Annotated in this window: 14 protein-coding genes and 3 pseudogenes; 10 read left to right on the forward strand and 7 right to left on the reverse strand. The window is 64.1% G+C overall.

The window, feature by feature from the left end:
- Positions 1-62 precede the first annotated feature (62 nt).
- The 4 genes from ACVWW3_RS24760 to ACVWW3_RS24775 all read left to right on the forward strand — a co-directional run bounded on the left by ACVWW3_RS24760 (position 63) and on the right by ACVWW3_RS24775 (position 4,047).
- Complete coding sequence (locus ACVWW3_RS24760) at positions 63-1,796, forward strand: adenylate/guanylate cyclase domain-containing protein (RefSeq protein WP_456648362.1); 1,734 nt, start codon at positions 63-65, stop codon at positions 1,794-1,796.
- A gap of 322 nt (positions 1,797-2,118) precedes the next feature.
- Entirely contained in the window at positions 2,119-3,318 is a 1,200-nt protein-coding gene (sorA, locus tag ACVWW3_RS24765; protein WP_456648361.1) for a SorA family sulfite dehydrogenase catalytic subunit, read from the forward strand.
- A gap of 11 nt (positions 3,319-3,329) precedes the next feature.
- A complete protein-coding gene (gene sorB / locus ACVWW3_RS24770; protein WP_247348761.1) occupies positions 3,330-3,638 on the forward strand; it encodes a SorB family sulfite dehydrogenase c-type cytochrome subunit in 309 nt (102 codons plus the stop codon).
- 208 nt (positions 3,639-3,846) lie between these two features.
- Positions 3,847-4,047: a cold-shock protein gene (locus ACVWW3_RS24775; protein WP_007596519.1), complete on the forward strand. Its 201-nt coding sequence runs from the start codon at positions 3,847-3,849 to the stop codon at positions 4,045-4,047.
- A gap of 171 nt (positions 4,048-4,218) precedes the next feature.
- Here ACVWW3_RS24775 and ACVWW3_RS24780 read toward each other — a convergent pair whose 3' ends face one another.
- Positions 4,219-4,680 carry an Lrp/AsnC ligand binding domain-containing protein gene (locus ACVWW3_RS24780; RefSeq protein WP_247348759.1) on the reverse strand — a complete coding sequence of 154 codons (462 nt, stop codon included), beginning with the start codon at positions 4,678-4,680 and terminating at the stop codon, positions 4,219-4,221.
- A gap of 114 nt (positions 4,681-4,794) precedes the next feature.
- Here ACVWW3_RS24780 and putA point away from each other — a divergent pair.
- The 3 genes and pseudogenes from putA (at position 4,795) to ACVWW3_RS24795 (ending at position 10,140) form a co-directional block, all read left to right on the forward strand.
- Positions 4,795-7,795 (forward strand): annotated as a pseudogene (gene putA / locus ACVWW3_RS24785) (bifunctional proline dehydrogenase/L-glutamate gamma-semialdehyde dehydrogenase PutA).
- Positions 7,796-8,096: 301 nt separating this feature from the next.
- A complete protein-coding gene (locus tag ACVWW3_RS24790) occupies positions 8,097-9,302 on the forward strand; it encodes a CaiB/BaiF CoA transferase family protein (RefSeq protein WP_354105336.1) in 1,206 nt (401 codons plus the stop codon).
- A 190-nt stretch (positions 9,303-9,492) separates the two neighbouring features.
- A complete protein-coding gene (locus ACVWW3_RS24795; protein ID WP_456648359.1) occupies positions 9,493-10,140 on the forward strand; it encodes a glutathione S-transferase family protein in 648 nt (215 codons plus the stop codon).
- A gap of 9 nt (positions 10,141-10,149) precedes the next feature.
- On the opposite strand, the gene ACVWW3_RS24800 is transcribed toward ACVWW3_RS24795, so the two are convergent.
- The 3 genes and pseudogenes from ACVWW3_RS24800 to ACVWW3_RS24810 form a co-directional block, all read right to left on the reverse strand.
- A complete protein-coding gene (locus ACVWW3_RS24800; RefSeq protein ID WP_456672465.1) occupies positions 10,150-10,320 on the reverse strand; it encodes a hypothetical protein in 171 nt (56 codons plus the stop codon).
- Positions 10,321-10,341: 21 nt separating this feature from the next.
- Positions 10,342-11,893, reverse strand: a pseudogene (locus ACVWW3_RS24805) (hypothetical protein).
- Between the two features lie 94 nt (positions 11,894-11,987).
- Positions 11,988-12,956 carry a hypothetical protein gene (locus tag ACVWW3_RS24810; protein WP_456649749.1) on the reverse strand — a complete coding sequence of 323 codons (969 nt, stop codon included), beginning with the start codon at positions 12,954-12,956 and terminating at the stop codon, positions 11,988-11,990.
- Positions 12,957-13,245: 289 nt separating this feature from the next.
- On the opposite strand from ACVWW3_RS24810, the gene ACVWW3_RS24815 reads away from it, so the two are divergent.
- Together ACVWW3_RS24815 and ACVWW3_RS24820 are read left to right on the forward strand one after the other, a co-directional pair.
- Complete coding sequence (locus ACVWW3_RS24815) at positions 13,246-13,617, forward strand: Crp/Fnr family transcriptional regulator (RefSeq protein ID WP_456648356.1); 372 nt, start codon at positions 13,246-13,248, stop codon at positions 13,615-13,617.
- Positions 13,614-14,426, forward strand: a complete 813-nt coding sequence (locus tag ACVWW3_RS24820) for an MBL fold metallo-hydrolase (RefSeq protein WP_456648355.1) — start codon at positions 13,614-13,616, stop codon at positions 14,424-14,426. The genes ACVWW3_RS24815 and ACVWW3_RS24820 overlap by 4 nt, the downstream gene beginning before the upstream one ends.
- Positions 14,427-14,613: 187 nt before the next feature.
- On the opposite strand, the gene ACVWW3_RS24825 is transcribed toward ACVWW3_RS24820, so the two are convergent.
- The 3 genes from ACVWW3_RS24825 to ACVWW3_RS24835 all read right to left on the reverse strand — a co-directional run bounded on the left by ACVWW3_RS24825 (position 14,614) and on the right by ACVWW3_RS24835 (position 16,758).
- Positions 14,614-15,111, reverse strand: coding sequence for a TPM domain-containing protein (locus ACVWW3_RS24825; protein WP_456648354.1), 498 nt, complete (start codon positions 15,109-15,111; stop codon positions 14,614-14,616).
- Positions 15,112-15,114: 3 nt separating this feature from the next.
- A complete protein-coding gene (locus ACVWW3_RS24830; RefSeq protein ID WP_456648353.1) occupies positions 15,115-16,017 on the reverse strand; it encodes a TPM domain-containing protein in 903 nt (300 codons plus the stop codon).
- A 138-nt stretch (positions 16,018-16,155) separates the two neighbouring features.
- Complete coding sequence (locus ACVWW3_RS24835; RefSeq protein ID WP_456648352.1) at positions 16,156-16,758, reverse strand: LemA family protein; 603 nt, start codon at positions 16,756-16,758, stop codon at positions 16,156-16,158.
- A gap of 185 nt (positions 16,759-16,943) precedes the next feature.
- On the opposite strand from ACVWW3_RS24835, the pseudogene ACVWW3_RS24840 reads away from it, so the two are divergent.
- Positions 16,944-17,799, forward strand: a pseudogene (locus ACVWW3_RS24840) (enoyl-CoA hydratase).

The following is a 17,799-nucleotide window of genomic DNA, read 5'->3' on the forward strand; positions in this document are numbered from 1 at the left end:
TCCAGCCCCGGAATTAAACGCGACGCTGGCTGTTCTCCTTCATGAACTGATAGAACAGAATCATGGCCGCCACCGCATCCTCACGATTTTTCGAGCTTTCCCGCGCCATCAGCTTGCGGCAGGTGCGGCTGGTCTGCGGCGTCATTTTGTTCGCCTATGTGGTCAGCCATTTCCTCAACCATGCGCTCGGCAACATCTCGGTCGATGCCATGGAGATCGGGGTCTATTACCACACGCTGTTCTGGCAGTTCCTGCCGGTTGCGATCGTGTTCTACGCGGCGGCGCTCACGCATATGGGGCTCGGCATCTACGCGCTGTATCAGCGCCGGCAGTTCCGCTGGCGGACGGTCGAGCCGCTGCAACTCGTGCTGGGCTTAAGCATCCCCGCGCTGGTCATGGCGCATGTGATCGGCGTGCGGCTCGGCCAGACGCTTTACGGACACCAAAAACTCTATCCGCAGGAACTCTATCTGTTCTTCGTCGCATCGAACCGTATCTGGACCATGACGATCCTGCTGATCATTGCCTGGGTGCACGGCTGCATCGGCATCTATTTCTGGCTCCGCCTCAAATCATTCTTCACGCGCGCGGCGCCCTATCTGCTCGCGGCGGCTGTGCTGATCCCGACGCTGTCGCTGCTTGGTGTCTACCAGGGTGGCCGCAGCGTCGAGGTCGAGGCCGACGACGGGGAATGGCGGACCCATAATCTCACGCACCGCCAGGTCGGCACCGCTGCCGAGGCCGCGACGCTCGACCGCATCACCGGCGGCCTCACCGCCGGCTATCTCGGACTGCTCGCCCTGGCGCTGCTGGCGCGCGGCGCGCGCGCCCTGCGCGAGCGGCGCGGCGGCATGATCGCGCTGTCCTACGGCAACGGCAAGACGGTGCGCGTCCCCAAGGGCCTCTCCGTACTGGAAGCGAGCCTGCGCCACAATGTGCCGCATGCCAGCGTCTGCGGCGGCCGCGCCCGCTGCTCGACCTGCCGCATCCGCGTCATCGGCGATCACGGCGCCCTACCCGAGCCGTCGCAGCGCGAGGCGTTCGTGCTCACCCGTGTCGGCACCAGCGATCCCTCGATCAGGCTGGCCTGCCAGCTGCGGCCGACATCGGACCTCTCCTTCTTTCAGCTCTTCACCTCGCACACTCTATCGGCGAACGCGCAGGCCTCGACACCCGCCAGAATCGGCCAGGAGCGCTATCTCGTCAGCCTGTTCGTGGACATGCGCGGCTCGACGCAGCTGGCCGAGAAGCGGCTGCCGTTCGATACCGTGTTCATCGTCAACCGCTTCCTCGGCGCCGTCTCGCAGGCCGTGATCGAGAACGGCGGCCAGCCGAACCAGTTCGTCGGCGACGGCATGCTGGCGCTGTTCGGGCTCTCCGCCGATCCGCAGAACGCCTGCCGCCAGGCGCTGAAGGCCGCCGCCGGGATCGCCACGCAGATCGACGAGCTCAACGAGCTGCTGGGCCACGATCTGCGCCAGCCGATCCGCTTCGGCATCGGCATTCACGGCGGCGAGGTCATCATCGGCGACATCGGCTATCGGGATCACATCGTCTTCACGGCACTGGGCGATGCCGTCAACGTCGCGGCCCGCCTCCAGGACATGACCAAGACACTGGCCTGCGAAGCGATCGTCTCGGAGGAAGTCCGCCGCACCGCGGGCCTCGCCGACGACGCGCTGCCGCAGCAGGAGGTCGCGATCCGCGGCCGCGACGAACCGATGGCCGTGCGCGTCGTCGCGGACGCCAGGGAGCTGTCGGCGCTCGTTGACCGGAGCGAGCGCGTGGCCGCGTAAGCCGCGCGAGAGGTGCGCTCCCTCTCCCGCTTGCGGGAGAGGGTTGGGGAGAGGGTGTCTCCGCGTAGGGACAATCCCCGAGAGGAGAAAGCCCTCACCCGCGCCTTCGGCGCGACCTCTCCCGCAAGCGGGAGAGGTGCACCGTCGCCTGCGGCTACGGCTCGGCTCAATCTCGTTACAAACGTAACACCGGCTTGCTGCAACGCAGCGGCATGGGCCTGCTGCGAAAGCACGAATTGACTTCAACTGAGTCGTTGCGACAGATGGGCGCAGGAACGCGGTGATGACCGCGATCCAACGAAAAGCTCCGGGAGGAGACCACATGTTCGATCGACGCGACCTGCTCAAAGGAGCGGGCCTTGCCGCTATTACGGCCGCATTGAACTCAAGCAAGGCGCTGGCACTCGACACCGTCACCCTGCCCTTCGCCAATGGCGAACGGCCGTTGGTGAAATATCCGCAGAAGCGGCCGATGATCGGCCTGACCGCCCGGCCGCCGCAGCTCGAGACGCCGTTCGCGGTGTTCAACGATGGCCCGATCACGCCGAACAACGCGTTCTTCGTGCGCTATCACCTTTCCGACCTGCCCTACGATCTCGACCCCGACAAGTTCACGCTCGAGATCAAGGGCAAGGTCGACAAGCCGCTCAAGCTGTCGCTGAAAGACATCAAGAAAATGAAGGCGAGCGAGATCGTCGCCGTCAACCAGTGCTCCGGCAACAGCCGCGGCCTCGTAGAGCCGCGCGTCGCCGGCGGCCAACTCGCCAACGGCGCGATGGGCAATGCGCGCTGGCGCGGCGTGCCGCTAAAGGCCGTGCTGGAGATGGCGGGCGTGCAGGCCGGCGCCAAGCAAGTCGTGTTCGGGGGCTTGGACGGCCCGGTCAGCGACAAGACACCGGATTTCGCCAAGGCGCTCGACCTCGACCACGCCACCGACGGCGAAGTGATGCTGGCCTATGGCATGAACGGCGAGGATCTGCCGTTCCTCAACGGCTTCCCGCTGCGCCTGATCGTGCCCGGTTATTACGGCACCTACTGGGTCAAGCATCTCAACGAGATCACCGTCATCGACAATGTCTATGACGGCTTCTGGATGAAGTCGGCCTATCGCATTCCGGACACCCCGAACAATGCGATCGAGCCCGGCACAGCGCCGAAGGCGACGATCCCGATCAACCGCTTCACCATCCGCTCCTTCATCACCAGCGTCAGTGACGGAGCCAAGCTGAAATCAGGCGGCACGACGCTGCGCGGCATCGCCTTCGACGGCGGCAAGGGCATCAAGGAGGTCGCGGTCTCCACCGACGGCGGCAAGACCTGGACCAGCGCCAGGCTCGGCAAGGATCTTGGCAAATACTCGTTCCGTGAATGGAAGCTGCCGGTGAAGCTCGCGGCCGGCTCCCACGAGCTCAAGGTGCGCGCCACCGGCAATGGCGGCGAAACCCAGCCGGATACACCGCGCTGGAATCCGGCGGGCTATCTACGCAACGTCGTCGAAACCGTCCGCGTCACCGTGGCCTGAGGGGAATGATCATGCAGCGCACCGTTTTCCCCGCCATCACGCTCGCCCTCGCCGCCGTAGTGGGTTCGGCAATTGCAGCACCGGTCAACTACAAGACCCCCGATGAGGTCGCGGCGTTCAAGCCCGGGCCCAATCTTGAAGTGGTTCAGGGCAATTGCACGGCCTGCCACTCCTCCGACTACATCAACACGCAGCCGCCGATGAAGGACAAGAAAGGTTTTTGGCAGGCCGAGGTCACAAAGATGATCAAGGTCTATGGCGCGCCGATCGACGATGCCGATGTCGGCAAGATCGTCGATTACCTGGCCGCGACTTATTGACGGATGGCGCGCAGCGCGCGGACCGATTGACCGCGAAACGGGCAAAACCGGCAAAAACGCCGCGAAGTTGAGCGGAATTCGGCGAAAGGCCGATGTGGTTTGAGCTACCAAGCCAACGACATTCCGCGTATCGTATTAGGACCGAACCGGCCGGTTGGCGGGGACTGGCGGTTCGATATCTCGGAGGAAGACCCGCGGAGAAGTCGTGATGGCTAAAGGTACGGTCAAGTGGTTCAACCCGACGAAGGGTTATGGATTTATCCAGCCTGCGTCGGGCGGCAAGGATGTGTTCGTGCATATCTCGGCAGTGCAGAAAGCAGGTCTGTCGTCCCTGAACGAAGGACAGACGGTGGAATACGAAGAGATCGCAAACCGAGGCAAAAGCTCCGCAGAGAACCTCAAAGTATAAGCCCGCCAGCTTTTGCTACCTCCCGGGTCGATCCGGGAGCCGGGCCAAGAGAATTTTAGAAGACGGTCAGTGCATTCGACGACAGGCGTTGCGATTGCACACGGAGAACTATTTTCCCCGCGAACACCGCTCGTTCAACGCCGCAGCAATGACAATCGCGACAGCACTTCGTTAATCCACCGGCAACGGTGCGTCGCGCTTGATCTCTTCCATCACCGCATAGGTTCGCGTCTCGCGCACGCCCGGCATCGACAGCAAGGTCTCGCCGAGGAAACGCCGATACGCGGTCATGTCCGCCAGCCGCGCCTTCACAAGATAGTCGAAGCCGCCGGCAACCATGTGACACTCCAGCACTTCGGGCGCGAGTTTCACCGCGCGCGCAAAACGCTCGAAATTATCCGGCGTGGTCTTGTCGAGCAGCACCTCGACGAACACCAGGAGCCCGAGGCCGAGCCGGTGCGGGTTGAGCCGCGCGCCATAGCCCTCGATAAAGCCCTCGCGCTGCAACCGCTTCAGCCGTTCGCCGATCGAGGTCGGAGACAGCCCGATGCGTTCGGCGAGCTCGACATTGGCGATGCGCCCATCCTGCTGTAAAATATAGAGGATTTTCCGGTCGGTTCGATCAAGTTCCATATTTTGTAAGGCCAAGTCGCTGGTATGCTTCGTTTTCTAAGGCAGATCAGCTAATTTGTCTATCGAGCTACGGTAGCGCGGGCATTATCCTGGATTCCAGCCACAGGACACGCCATGCCGAACATTCCGCCTCCCTTCTCCGCCGCTTACGCGCCCGATGATGCTGAGATCGCCGCGCGTCTTTTGCCGGCTGCACATCTCAACCCGCCACAGGAGGCGCGGATCGATCGCACCGCGACGCGGCTGATCGAGGCCATCCGCAAGCGTGACGACCGGCTTGGTGGGGTCGAGGACATGCTGCGGGAGTTCGCGCTCTCGACCAAGGAGGGTCTCGCCTTGATGGTGTTGGCCGAGGCGCTGCTGCGCGTGCCGGACGCGCGCACCGCCGACCAGTTCATCGAGGACAAGCTCGGCGAAGGCGACTTCATCCATCACGAGACCAGGTCCACCGCCTTCCTGGTCAACGCCTCGGCCTGGGCGCTCGGCCTCTCGGCACGGGTGATCCAGCCCGGCGAGACGCCCGACGGCACCATCGGCCGACTGGTGAAGCGGCTGGGCGCGCCGGCCGTGCGCACCGCCACGCGCCAGGCGATGCGGCTGATGGGCAATCATTTCGTGCTGGGGGAGACCATCGAGCAAGCGCTGGAGCGGGGCCGGCCGCGCTCCGGCGAGACACCGCGCTATTCCTTCGACATGCTCGGCGAAGGCGCGCGCACGGCCACTGACGCCAAGCGCTATTTCGACGCCTATGCCAGTGCCATCGAGACGATCGGCAAGGCGGCCGGTAACCATCCCCTGCCCGACCGGCCCGGCATCTCCGTCAAACTCTCGGCGCTGCATCCGCGCTTCGAGGCGATCAGCCGCGACCGCGTGATGCGCGAGCTGGTGCCGCAACTGCTGGACCTCGCGCAGCGCGCCAGGGCCCATGATCTCAACTTCACCGTCGATGCCGAGGAAGCCGACCGGCTGGAGCTGTCGCTCGACGTGATCGCGGCAACGCTCGCCGATCCCTCCCTTGCCGGTTGGGACGGGTTCGGGCTCGCGATCCAGGCCTATCAGAAGCGTGCAAGCGCCGTGATCGACTATGTCGATGCGCTCGCCCGCGCGCATGACCGCAAGCTGATGGTGCGGCTGGTGAAAGGCGCCTATTGGGACACCGAGATCAAGCGCGCGCAGGAGCGCGGGCTCGACGGCTATCCCGTGTTCACGCGCAAGACGATGACGGATCTGAACTACGTCGCCTGTGCTCAAAAGCTTTTGAGTCTGCGGCCACGGATCTTCCCGCAATTCGCCACCCACAACGCGCTGAGCGTCGCGACCGTGCTGGAGCTTGCCGGCGAGAGCGGCGGCTTCGAATTCCAGCGCCTGCACGGCATGGGCGAGGCGCTCTACGAGCAGTTTGCCAAGGATCACCCCGACATTGCCTACCGCACCTATGCGCCGGTCGGCAGCCATCGCGACCTGCTTGCCTATCTGGTGCGGCGCCTGTTGGAGAACGGTGCCAATTCCTCCTTCGTAGCCCAAGCGGCCGATTATCGTGTGCCGCTCCCGGCGCTGTTGCAACGGCCGGCCGACGCCATCGTCCGGCCGCAGCAGGCGGCCGATCCAAAAATTCCGCTTCCCTGCGATCTCTACGCGCCGGAGCGCCGCAATTCGCGCGGCGTCGAATTCGGCGCGCGCGCAGCGCTCGACCGGTTGCTGGCGGACGTCGAGGCCGAGACGGCCGACCTCAAGCCTGTCACTGAGGCAACGCCGGATCAGGCCAACGCGGCAGTGGCCGCGGCGCGCGCGGGGCTTTGCCGCCTGGAGCCGGACTCCGGCAGCCGCGCGCGCGGCAGCGCTCGAGCAGGCCGCGCATCTTCTTGAGAACCGCGCGCCCCATTTCATCGCGCTGCTGCAACGCGAGGGCGGCAAGACGCTCGACGATGCGCTGTCGGAGCTGCGTGAGGCCGCCGACTTCTGCCGCTATTATGCCGCGCAGGGCCGCAAGCTGTTCGGCAACGAGGTCGCGATGCGCGGCCCGACCGGCGAGAGCAATGCGCTCGCCCTGCGCGGCCGCGGCGTCTTCGTGGCGATCTCGCCATGGAATTTTCCGCTGGCGATTTTCCTGGGCCAGGTCACGGCCGCGCTCATTGCCGGCAACAGCGTGGTCGCAAAACCCGCAGAGCAGACGCCGCGCATCGCGCGCGAAGCCGTAGCTCTGCTGCACGAGGCCGGCATCCCCGCAAGCGCGCTGCACCTCGTCACCGGCGACGGCCGGATCGGCGCCGCGCTGGCCGCGCACCCCGATATCGCTGGAATCGTCTTCACCGGCTCGACCGAGGTCGCGCGCAGCATCAATCGGGCGCTGGCGGCCAAGGATGGGCCCATCGTGCCGTTGATCGCGGAGACCGGCGGCATCAACACCATGATCGCGGATGCGACTGCGTTGCCCGAGCAGGTCGCAGACGACGTCGTCACCTCGGCGTTTCGTTCTGCCGGCCAGCGCTGCTCGGCGCTGCGGCTGCTGTTCGTGCAGGAGGACGTCGCCGACCGCATGATCGAGATGATCGCGGGTGCGGCGCGCGAGCTGAAGATCGGCGACGCGAGTGACGTCGCGACCCATATCGGTCCGGTAATCGACGTTGAGGCCAAGCAGCGCCTCGATGCGCATATCGCGCGAATGAAGGCCGCGGCGCGGCTGCACTTTGCCGGCACCGCCCCGGAGGGCTGCTTCGTCGCGCCGCATATTTTCGAGCTTACGGATGCAGGCCAGCTCACCGAGGAGGTGTTTGGCCCGGTCCTGCATGTCGTGCGCTACCCTGCCGAAAATCTCGAACGCGTCCTGCAAGCCATCGAGCGCAGCGGCTACGGGCTGACGCTCGGCGTCCATTCCCGCATCGACGATACGATCGAGGCGATCATCGACCGTCTCCAGATCGGCAACATCTATGTCAACCGCAACATGATCGGCGCCGTGGTCGGCGTGCAGCCGTTCGGCGGCAACGGCCTGTCCGGAACCGGCCCGAAAGCCGGCGGCCCGCACTACCTCGCGCGCTTTGCGACCGAGCAGACCGTGACGATCAACACCGCAGCAGCCGGCGGCAACGCCGCCCTGCTCGCAGGGGATGAGTGAGGCTGCTTCTGGAGCCCTCACAACAACGCGCGACCTCAGTTCCGTCATCCTGAGGTGCGAGCCGTGGGGCGCGAAGTGCACCATGGGGAGCCTCGAAGGATGGACGGCCTAGATGCAGCCGGGCCGTCGCCCTTCGAGGGCCGCTAAAGAAGCGGCCACCTCAGGGTGACGGGACACCGCAGCAAAGCCCTGCGCCCGGCGCCGTTGCATCCCGGCAAAACATCGGTCTAATGCTGCCCATGACGTGCCCCGCGCCAATTCCAGCGCGCGGAAACAACAAGAGCGAGGGAGCAACGCCGCGATGGAAAAGGGCATTTTTGCAGGGCTCAAGGTTCTGGACTGCGCGAGCTTCATTGCAGCGCCCGCGGCCGCGACCGTGCTGTCGGATTTCGGCGCCGATGTCGTCAAGATCGAGCCGCCCGGCGCCGGCGATCCCTACCGCAATCTGCCCAACATTCCGGGCTATCCGAGCAGCGAGCACAATTTCGCCTGGCTGCTGGAGGCCCGCAACAAGAAGAGCATCGCGCTCGACCTCTCCAAGCCGGAAGCGCAGGCAGTGCTCTACAAGCTCGTGGAAGAGGCCGACGTCTTCATCACCAACATGCCGCCGCCGGTGCGGACAAAGCTCGGCATCACCTATGATCACCTCGCCCATCTCAATGACCGGCTGATCTACGCCTCCTTCACCGGCTATGGCGAGAAGGGCGAGGAAGCCAACAAACCCGGCTTCGACAGCAACGCCTATTGGGCGCGCTCCGGCCTGATGGATCTCGTCCGCGCCGATACCGACACGACGCCGGCCCGTTCGGTCGCCGGCATGGGCGATCATCCCTGCGCCATGGCGTTCTATGGAGCCATCGTCACCGCGCTGTATCAGCGCGAGAAGACCGGCAAGGGCTCGCATGTCGCCTCGAACCTGATGGCGAATGGCGTGTGGGCTGCGAGCGTGCTGGCGCAGGCAAAGCTCTGCGGCGCCAAGTTCGCCGAGCGGCGGCCGCGCGAACGCGCGTTGAACGCGGTCGCCAACCACTATCAATGCAAGGACGGCCGCTGGCTGATCCTGTCGCTGCTGAGCGAGGAGAAGCAGTTTCCGACGCTGGCCAAGTGTCTGGGCCGCGAAGACCTCATCACCGATCCGCGTTTCGCCACCAAACCCGACCGTCACGCCCGCTCGGTCGAGCTGATCAAGATATTTGACGAGACCTTTGCGACCAGGGATCTCGCCGAATGGCGCAAGCTCCTCGATGGCAACGGCCTTGTGTTCGGCATCGTGGGCATTTTGGACGACATCCCGAACGACAAGCAGATGCTCGACAATGAGGTTCTGGTGCCGTTCGAGAACGACACCATGCTCACCATCTCCAGCCCGATCTGGATCGACGGCGCCAAGAAAGTGCAGCCACGCAAGCCGCCCGGCGTCGGCGAGCACAGCGACGAGATTTTGCGTGGCGCGGGATACGACGAGGCCGCGATCAAGCAGCTGCGGTCGAAGGGGGCGGTTGGTTAGGCCCGACGGCTCGCTGCATCTACTATGTCGTCCCGGCGAAGGCCGGGACCCAGAGTGAGAGTTGTCGCGCAAAACCGATAACTCCGAGTCCTCGCCAAACCACATTCGGTGGCTATGGGTCCCGGCCTTCGCCGGGACGACGGTGAGGGAATAGCTTGCTTCGACAACTGCCATCATCCCCTGAGGTCCCATGCCCAGCTACCGCCTGCACTACTTCCCCGAATCCGGCAACAGCTACAAGCTGGCGCTGATGCTGACGCTTTGCGGCGAGAAGTTCGAGCCGGTCTGGACCGACTTTGGCGGCGGCGTCACGCGTACGCCGGAATGGCGCAAGGCCGTGAACGAGATGGGCGAGATTCCTGTGCTCGAAGTCGATGGCGTGAAGATGACGCAGACCGCGCCGGTCCTGCTCAAGCTCGCCGAACAATACGGCCGTTTCGGCGGGGAGACGGCGGAGGAAAAATTTGATCTGCTGCGCTGGCTGTTCTGGGACAATCACAAGCTCACCGGCTACATGGCGACTTACCGCTTCATGCGCGCCTTCACGCAAAACAACGATCCGCAGGTGCTGAAGCACTTTCGCCGGCGGCTCGAGGATTTCCTCGGCATTCTCGACGGCCATCTCCAGCACAATGAATTCGCGATCGGCACCAGGCCTACGGTCGCCGATATCTCGATGATGGCCTATCTGCACTATCCGAGCGACGAGCACGGTTTTGATTTCGCGACGAGCTATCCCGCCATCCACGCCTGGCTTGGCCGCATGGCCGCGCTCCCCGGCTGGCAACCGGCCTACGAGCTGCTGCCCGGCAAGCGGATGACGAATTACGCGAAGTGAGGGCGCTCGCTATCGCAGCGCCAGCCAGCCGAGCGTGAACAGGATTCCGCCGACGATGACGACGACCGCGACCGCCGAAATGCTGACGCGGACGCTGCCGGTGACCTGCTTGGCTTCCTCATTGCGCGCGATCTCGCGATTGCGCTCCTTGTTGGCTTCGCTGGAGTCCGTCATGGTCATCCAAACCGGCTGGAGATAGCGCTAACGCGTCTTGATGAAACACATGCCGATGCGGCGCGAGGCCGCGGCAGCCTGACAGGTCAAACCTTTAGCACAGCTCCATGACGTAAAACTCCTGTCGGCCGATCCCGATCCCGCATTTTCCAGGGAATCAATGCGCGCCCCAGCCGTCCTGATACTCGGTCCCGGCCAACTCGCTATTGCCCCGGGTTTGCGGCCGGCTGGCAAATCCACGTGAGAAATCAGGACGTTTGCCCGCGGCAAGCGCGGTCAGGATGTCGCGGCGGCGCACCTGGTCGCCGAGAAAATGCGGCGAGGCCGGCACGATGGCGGAGTTGGACGGCTTGTCCGCAAGCCAATCAACGCCCGGGAAATGGAAGCCGCCGATGCCGCGGGTCTGGTGGCAGCCGGCACAGGTGACGTCGTTGAGGCGGCGCTGGAAGCCTGCGACCGAGCGGACGTTCTGCAAGTCGATGCCGCGCGCAGCCGCCTGCTTCAGCGCACCGACCACGTCATTGTCGGTGAAAACAGGCTCGCCTTTGCTCTCTTCCTTGCCCTCCCCTTGCATCATGCCGAACTCTGGCTGCAACGAGGAAGCATCGAGGCCGGCGGGCGTCGGCACCACCGCAGCCTTGGCCAGGAATTTTTCCGGGATCAGCACCGTCCCGCGATCGAAGTCGCGAAGATGATCGGGCGCGAGCAGCCAATCCCTGAGGTCGCGCCAGAGATCGTGGTCGGCGAGGATGCGGTCACGGTCGATCTGGTTCTCCAGCGTCGATTCCTCGAACGACTTCGAAGCGGCGTCGTATTTGAACACCTTGAGCAGATAGTCGGAGCGGAAATCATGCAGCGCCGATTTCGCTGCAACCGAGATCTGAACGTTGGTCTCGATGCGGTCGAGCATCGCATCGTAAGGATAGAAGCTGCCGGCGATCAGCCCCTGCCAGTCGCCATTGTCGAGCCAGCGTCGCGCGACCTCGGCGCAGGTGACCGGCTTGCCGCTCCCGTCCGTCTGGCGCGCATCGCGCGCCTTCATCACCAGATTGAGCGTCATCGGCAGCCGCCTTGCTGCCCTGGTGCCGTCCGGTTTGGTCTCGAAACGCACAAGACGGTAGATCAGCCTGATCTCGCCGCACGAGTCTTCCGCGACGTAGGCTCGGTCCATGCGGTTGACGATGCCGGCCAGCACGAACCGGGTATCGCGGGATTTCAGATTGGCCCGATCGAACAATTGCACGTCAAAGCCTTCGCCGACCCCGATGGTCTCGGTCGGATAGGCCGCCTTTTGCCGGGCCACGTAGCGGTCGAGTTCCGCGTCGATTGCTGGGGGAATTTCCTTGAGCTGCGACAACCACGAAAACATCAGATCGGTTGTCAGCGGAAAGTTCGCGTTCCGCTCCGGCCACAGCAGGCGCGAGATCGTGAGTGCATCGTGCTGGTCGAGCTTGCGCAGGAGATCGGGATCGGTGATCGCCGTGCCGCGCGTGAGTGACGCGGTCTCTGCCGCCAAAAGCGAAACAACGCCGCCAAAAAATACGACGGCAGCAACGAGAATTCGCAACGCGCGGTTCATGCCTTAGGTAACACCGCGCGGGGACGGCTATTCAAGCAAAAAAGGCGCTTCACATCGTGGTGAAGCGCCTCTTTGGAATTCGGATATCAGTCGCTCAGCGCGCGACGATCAGCCCCTTGCTGGTGACGACCACCCAGCGGCCGTCCTGGCGGCGGATCGCATCGACGCGGCCGACCCCGGGGATGGGGTCACCGGCATAGACCTCGTAGAGGCCATTGCGGCCCTCGACCAGCGCGCCGCCGTTGGAGACGTCGCGCAGCACCCAGCCCTCAACCGTCGGCAGCCGGCCGATCTCGGTCTTGGGTGCGGCAGGAGCCGGCGCGGCTGCGGCGGTCGCAGCCTGGGTCGGCGCGATCGAGCCGGTGGTCTCCCTGGCGGGCACGGCGGCCGCGGCCTGGGTGGGCGCCGCGGGCGGGGTGGCACGGAGCTTGTCGACGGACTCGGACAGCTTTGCGATTTTGGCCATCGGCTCGGCCTGCGCTTTCTCGAGCTTCTCGAGACGGTCGTTGGTCCGGTTGAACTGACCCAGACCGGTCTTGGAGGTGTGCTCGACATTCGCCTTGAGCGCGACGACATCGGCGTCGATCCGGGCGACCGAGGATTCCAGCGCGCTGGTGTCGGCGACCTGCGCCGGCGCGGGGCTTGCGAAGTGCATCATGCCGGCGGTCGCGAGCGCGCCGCTGATCGCGCCGACGCTGGCCGCGATCGCCACCACAGCTGCCATAGCCGACAGGCGGCGCTTGCCGCCGGCCTCGCGCGGCTCGTCGGCCTTCACATGCGGGGCAAATTCTTCGCGGTCCCAGGACCGCTCCGCGGGCGCCATGACGATGAGCTTGCCGGGCTTTGGCTCGGGCTTGGTCTCTGCCCTGGGTTCGAGCTTCGGCACATCGATCCTCGATGCCTCGATTTTTGGCGGCTCGACCCTGAGCGGATCGGGCTTGGGCAGCACCTCGTGGTCGGGGGCGATCGAGGGGGCCTCGATACCGGCAGCAGCCTCGACGGCCTGCGGCACGGTCGCTGCGGCTTCAACGGCGCCAGTATCCTGGACGGCCTGCTCGGGCATTGTTTCGCTCACGGCTCGAATACTCCAGTCTCGGTTGACTTTTTGGTAACTTTCATTGCTTGCGAATTCCTTACCTGCGGACCCGCTTACCAAAATTTTAGGAACTCATCCGGGGCCGAATTTGGCCGGCAAAGTGGAACCGGTGTGGCGGCGTGCAACAAATCGTCAGCGGATGCTGCCCTGCGGCAGGCCACGCTCTCTCCGAACGGGCTGTTTGCCCGCCCCTGTTACCCGGCTAACATGACTGTCCTGTCAGCCAGAACGGCTGCAGAAGGCCCTTGGGGGTGTCATGGCTATCGAGAAGTGCATCAACGAGTTTGGCCTCGATGACATCATCTTCGAGGAGGGCTCGACCGGCCGCGAGCTGTTCGTCGTGCTCGACGGCGAAGTCGAGATCGCCAAGCTGAGCGGCGTCAGCAAGACCACCATCGTCAAGCTCGGCAGGGGCGAATTCTTTGGTGAGATGGCCGTGATCGACGGCTCGGCCCGCTCGGCGACCGCAATCGCGGCGGCGCCGAGCACGAAAGTGATGAGAATCAATCACGCCCGCTTCGTCTATCTCGTCAGCCAGCAACCGGCCTTTGCGCTGATGGTGATGGATGCACTCTCCAAACGCCTGCGCGCGTCCAATGATGTCACCTACCGAGCAGCGCAGTCATGAGCGAGCGCAAGCCCACTTCGTTTCCAATCCTGATGAAGAACGACATCTGCTCGCTGATCCAGGCGGCGGACGACGTCTATCAAATTCGCTTCTCCAACCGCGCCGCCAACGTCTATCTCGTTCGTGGCTCGGTGCGCACCATCCTGATCGATGTCGGGCTGTCGTCGAATTACCCTGCGATGGTGGAATGTCTCAACTTCGCCGGCTGCCCGCCGGAGAAGATCGACATGGTGGTGCTGAGCCACGAGCATCTCGACCACATCGGTGCCGCCTGGCACTTCAACGAGCGCCGCACTTTTGTCGCCGCCCATCGGCTTGCCGCCAACAAGATCATGCTGCGCGACGACTTCTCGATGCTGCGGAAGATGTTCAACGAGCCGAACGTGCCGATCAATATCGACATCTGGCTAGAGGAAGGCAATCTGATCGACCTCGGCAATTTCCGTCTCAACGTGATGCACACGCCGGGGCACACCTCGGCCTGCATCACGCTGTACGACCAGGACAAGGGCCTGCTGTTTGCCGCCGATACACTCATGCCCGGCGGCGTGATGGGCGGCGTGTTCGGCTCGGGCAGCATCGCCGACTACATCCAGTCACTCGAGCGGCTCAAGGGGCTGAATTCGAAGACATTGCTGTCGGGACACGGGCGGCTGTCGGACACGCCACAGGAGGACGTCCGCATTGCGATTGCGAGGTCACACGGCTTACTGGAGGACACCGCACAATTGTTCGATGCGCTGGATGCGCGCTCGAACTTCGAGCCGATCATGCAGTCGGTGCGCGATTTGAACAAGCTGGATGATTAGGGCCACAGCACATCCCGCTAACTCCGTCATCCTGAGGCGCGAGTTCTGCGGTGCGCTTGCACCGCTGAGTGAGCCTCGAAGGATGAGCGGCCGGGATGCAGCCGGGCCGTCGCCTTTCGAGGGCCGCTGAAGGGGCGGCCACCTCAGGGTGACGGTGATCGATAGTCGCGCGCTACGACCGCTCCCGTCAGATCACGACCGGCGCATCTGGCAATTCGTTGCGATGCGGTCCATGCGGCGGGAAATGCCGCGCCAGCTCCTGCGACACGGCCTCGATGCCGCCGATCACGCCGCGCTCGAACTGGCCCAACCTGAACTCGGCTTCCATCGCGCGGCAGATCTGTTCCCAGCGCTTCACATCAACCTTCGCGTCGATGCCGCGATCGGCGACGATCTCGACATCGCGGTCGGCGAGCAGGAGATAGATCAGGACCCCGTTGTTGTGCGCAGTGTCCCAGATGCGCAAATGCGAGAACACGTCGAGCGCGCGCTCGCGCGCCGGCTGATTGCGAAACAGCGGCCCGCCGTCGAGCGCGCCTTCGACGACGAACCGGACCTGGCCGGAATGCATGGTTTCGCCGCGCTTGATCGCCTGCTCGATGCGGTCGAGCACCCCTTTTGGAAACACCCGCTTGGCCCGCCAATGGTGCTGGAGCAGATGCCGGGTGATGCGCTTGATGCTCATGACCTACCAGCTCCCCGAGGCGCCGCCGCCGCCAAAACTGCCGCCACCGCCGCTGAAGCCACCGCTCGACGACGATCCGCTGCTCCAGCCGCCGGATGACGAGCCGCTCGACCAGGAGCGGCCGCGCGAGGACCCCGTGCCCGATCCCGCCCCAAACAGATCGGCGATAAACGTCAGGATAGCGCCAAGCACACCGACGCCCAACCCGATGACCGCAGAGCCAATCACGAACCAGGCGAGGACACCAACGATCGCTCCAGTTATCCCCGAGCCGAATAGCCGCCCGAACATGGAGCGCAGGATGCCGCCGATGACCAGCGGGCCGAACAGCAGGAAGAAGAAAAGCGGCTCGATGTCGTTCCAGTTGCCGAAATTCACGCTGCGCGAGGGCGTCGGCAGCGGCTCGCCGTCGATGACGCGAATCACGCGATCGACGCCCGCCGCGATGCCGCCGGCGAAATCGCCACTCCTGAATTTCGGCGTGATATCTTCGTCAATGATGCGCCGCGAGGTGACGTCGGTGAGCGCGCCCTCGAGGCCGTAACCGACCTCGATGCGCAAATGCCGGTCGCTCTTGGCGACCACCAGGATCGCGCCGTCGTCGACCTTCTTGCGCCCGATCTTCCAGGCCTCCGCAACGCGGATCGCGAACTGCTCGATCGTCTCCGGCTCCGTCGTCGGCACGATCAGGACGACGAGCTGGCTGCCCTTGCGCGTCTCGAAGTCCTGCAGCTTTTGCGACAGCGCGGCGATGTCGCCGCTGGAGAGCGTGCCGGTCTGATCGACCACGCGGCCGGTCAGTTGCGGCACGGCGACATCGGCTGAGGCCGGGAAAGCAAAGGCGAAGAGCAGTGCGAAGACGAACAATGAGAAGCTCGAAACGGCACGCCACAATATCGCTGTCATCGCCAGCGAAGGCGGGCGATCCAGTATTCCAGAAGCAGCAGCGCTTGAACCGAGGAGCCGCGGCGTACTGGATTCCCCGCCTTCGCGGGGAATGACGGCTGTGGTCGGGGTTGGGCGCATGCGCGAAATCGAACGCACTTACTTCGAGGGCGCCGGATTGAAATCGACCTTCGGTGCGGTCGAGATTTCGTTCTCGTTTGCGACCGAGAAGTTCGGCTTCTCCTTGTAGCTGAACATCATCGCAGTGAGGTTGTTCGGGAATGAGCGGATGGTGACGTTATAATCCTGCACCGCCTTGATGTAGCGATTGCGCGCCACCGTGATGCGGTTCTCGGTGCCTTCGAGCTGCGACATCAAATCCTTGAACAGCGCATCCGACTTGAGCTGCGGGTAGTTTTCGGTGACCACGAGCAGTCGCGACAGCGCGCCGGAGAGCTCGCCCTGGGCGGCCTGAAATTTCTGGAATGCGGCGGGATCGTTCAGTACCTCGGGCGTCGCCTGGATGCTGCCGACCTTGGCGCGGGCATTGGTGACGCCGAGCAGCACGTCCTTCTCCTGCTGCGCAAAACCCTTCACCGAGTTGACGAGGTTGGGCACCAGATCGGCGCGGCGCTGATACTGGTTCACGACTTCGGACCAGTTGGCCTTGATCTGCTCGTCCTCGCTCTGGATGGCGTTGTAGCCGCAATTGGTGAGGCTCAGCGAGGCCAGCGCCGCCAGCACGGTCAGGATCTTGCGCATCAAATTTCTCCCGGTGGAATCGGGCGCAAACTACCAGATTGCGTGCGCGAGATGCCAGACATCTTGCATCCAGGCTGAGGCTTGCGAAAAGCAGCCGATTTACGCAAGCCTCTTGCTTAATCCCGGCTGTAATAGTCAACTCAAGAGAACAATAATACCAAGACGGAAACGCCGGGGGGAACGCGATGACCTCGTTCGAGACCATCCTCGTGGAGAGGCCGGAGCCGGCGATCTCGAGGATCGTGATGAACCGGCCCGACGCGCGCAACGCGCAGAACCTGCAAATGACATACGATCTCAACGCCGCGTTCGATGAGGCGGTGCAGGACGATGCGGTCAAGGTGATCATTCTCGCCGGCAACGGTCCGCACTTCTCCTCAGGGCATGATCTGCGCCCCGGCAGCAAGAATGTTGCGGGTGTCGATTTTCCGCCGATCGGAAATTGGGGCGGCTTCGCTGAACCGAACGCGCATGGCCGCTTCGCGCGCGAGCAGGAGATCTATCTCCAGATCACGCGGCGCTGGCGCAATCTCGCCAAGCCGACAATTGCGGAGGTGCACGGCAAGTGCATCGCCGGCGGCCTGATGCTGGCCTGGATCTGCGATCTCATCGTCGCCAGTGACGATGCGCAGTTCTGCGATCCCGTGGTCACCATGGGCGTCTGCGGCGTCGAATGGTTCGTGCATCCCTGGGAGCTCGGCCCGCGCAAGGCCCAAGGAGTTTCTGTTCACCGCCGATAGCTGGAGTGCACAAGAGGCGCATCAACTCGGGATGGTCAACCGGGTCGTACCGCGCGCAGATCTTTCATCCGCCGTCCTGGCGCTGGCGCGCAAAATCGCATCAAAACCGTCCTTTGCGCTGAAGCTGACCAAGGAAGCCGTGAACCGCTCGGTCGATGTGATGGGCCAGCCGGCGGCGATCGACCAGGCCTTTGCGCTGCATCAGCTCTGCCACGCCCATAATCTTCAGGAATTCGGAATGGTGGTCGATCCATCCGGCCTGCATCCCTCCGTGCGCAAGCCGCCGGCAGCCGCGGAGTAG

This window comes from Bradyrhizobium sp. LM2.9 (assembly GCF_054056555.1).

Bases quoted from the DNA above. Each gene is read 5' to 3' on its own strand.
- ACVWW3_RS24760 (WP_456648362.1), top strand. From the start codon at position 63: ATGGCCGCCACCGCATCCTCACGATTTTTCGAGCTTTCCCGCGCCATC.
- sorA (WP_456648361.1), top strand. From the start codon at position 2,119: ATGTTCGATCGACGCGACCTGCTCAAAGGAGCGGGCCTTGCCGCTATT.
- sorB (WP_247348761.1), top strand. From the start codon at position 3,330: ATGCAGCGCACCGTTTTCCCCGCCATCACGCTCGCCCTCGCCGCCGTA.
- ACVWW3_RS24775 (WP_007596519.1), top strand. From the start codon at position 3,847: ATGGCTAAAGGTACGGTCAAGTGGTTCAACCCGACGAAGGGTTATGGA.
- ACVWW3_RS24780 (WP_247348759.1), bottom strand. From the start codon at position 4,680: ATGGAACTTGATCGAACCGACCGGAAAATCCTCTATATTTTACAGCAG.
- ACVWW3_RS24790 (WP_354105336.1), top strand. From the start codon at position 8,097: ATGGAAAAGGGCATTTTTGCAGGGCTCAAGGTTCTGGACTGCGCGAGC.
- ACVWW3_RS24795 (WP_456648359.1), top strand. From the start codon at position 9,493: ATGCCCAGCTACCGCCTGCACTACTTCCCCGAATCCGGCAACAGCTAC.
- ACVWW3_RS24800 (WP_456672465.1), bottom strand. From the start codon at position 10,320: ATGACCATGACGGACTCCAGCGAAGCCAACAAGGAGCGCAATCGCGAG.
- ACVWW3_RS24810 (WP_456649749.1), bottom strand. From the start codon at position 12,956: ATGCCCGAGCAGGCCGTCCAGGATACTGGCGCCGTTGAAGCCGCAGCG.
- ACVWW3_RS24815 (WP_456648356.1), top strand. From the start codon at position 13,246: ATGGCTATCGAGAAGTGCATCAACGAGTTTGGCCTCGATGACATCATC.
- ACVWW3_RS24820 (WP_456648355.1), top strand. From the start codon at position 13,614: ATGAGCGAGCGCAAGCCCACTTCGTTTCCAATCCTGATGAAGAACGAC.
- ACVWW3_RS24825 (WP_456648354.1), bottom strand. From the start codon at position 15,111: ATGAGCATCAAGCGCATCACCCGGCATCTGCTCCAGCACCATTGGCGG.
- ACVWW3_RS24830 (WP_456648353.1), bottom strand. From the start codon at position 16,017: ATGACAGCGATATTGTGGCGTGCCGTTTCGAGCTTCTCATTGTTCGTC.
- ACVWW3_RS24835 (WP_456648352.1), bottom strand. From the start codon at position 16,758: ATGCGCAAGATCCTGACCGTGCTGGCGGCGCTGGCCTCGCTGAGCCTC.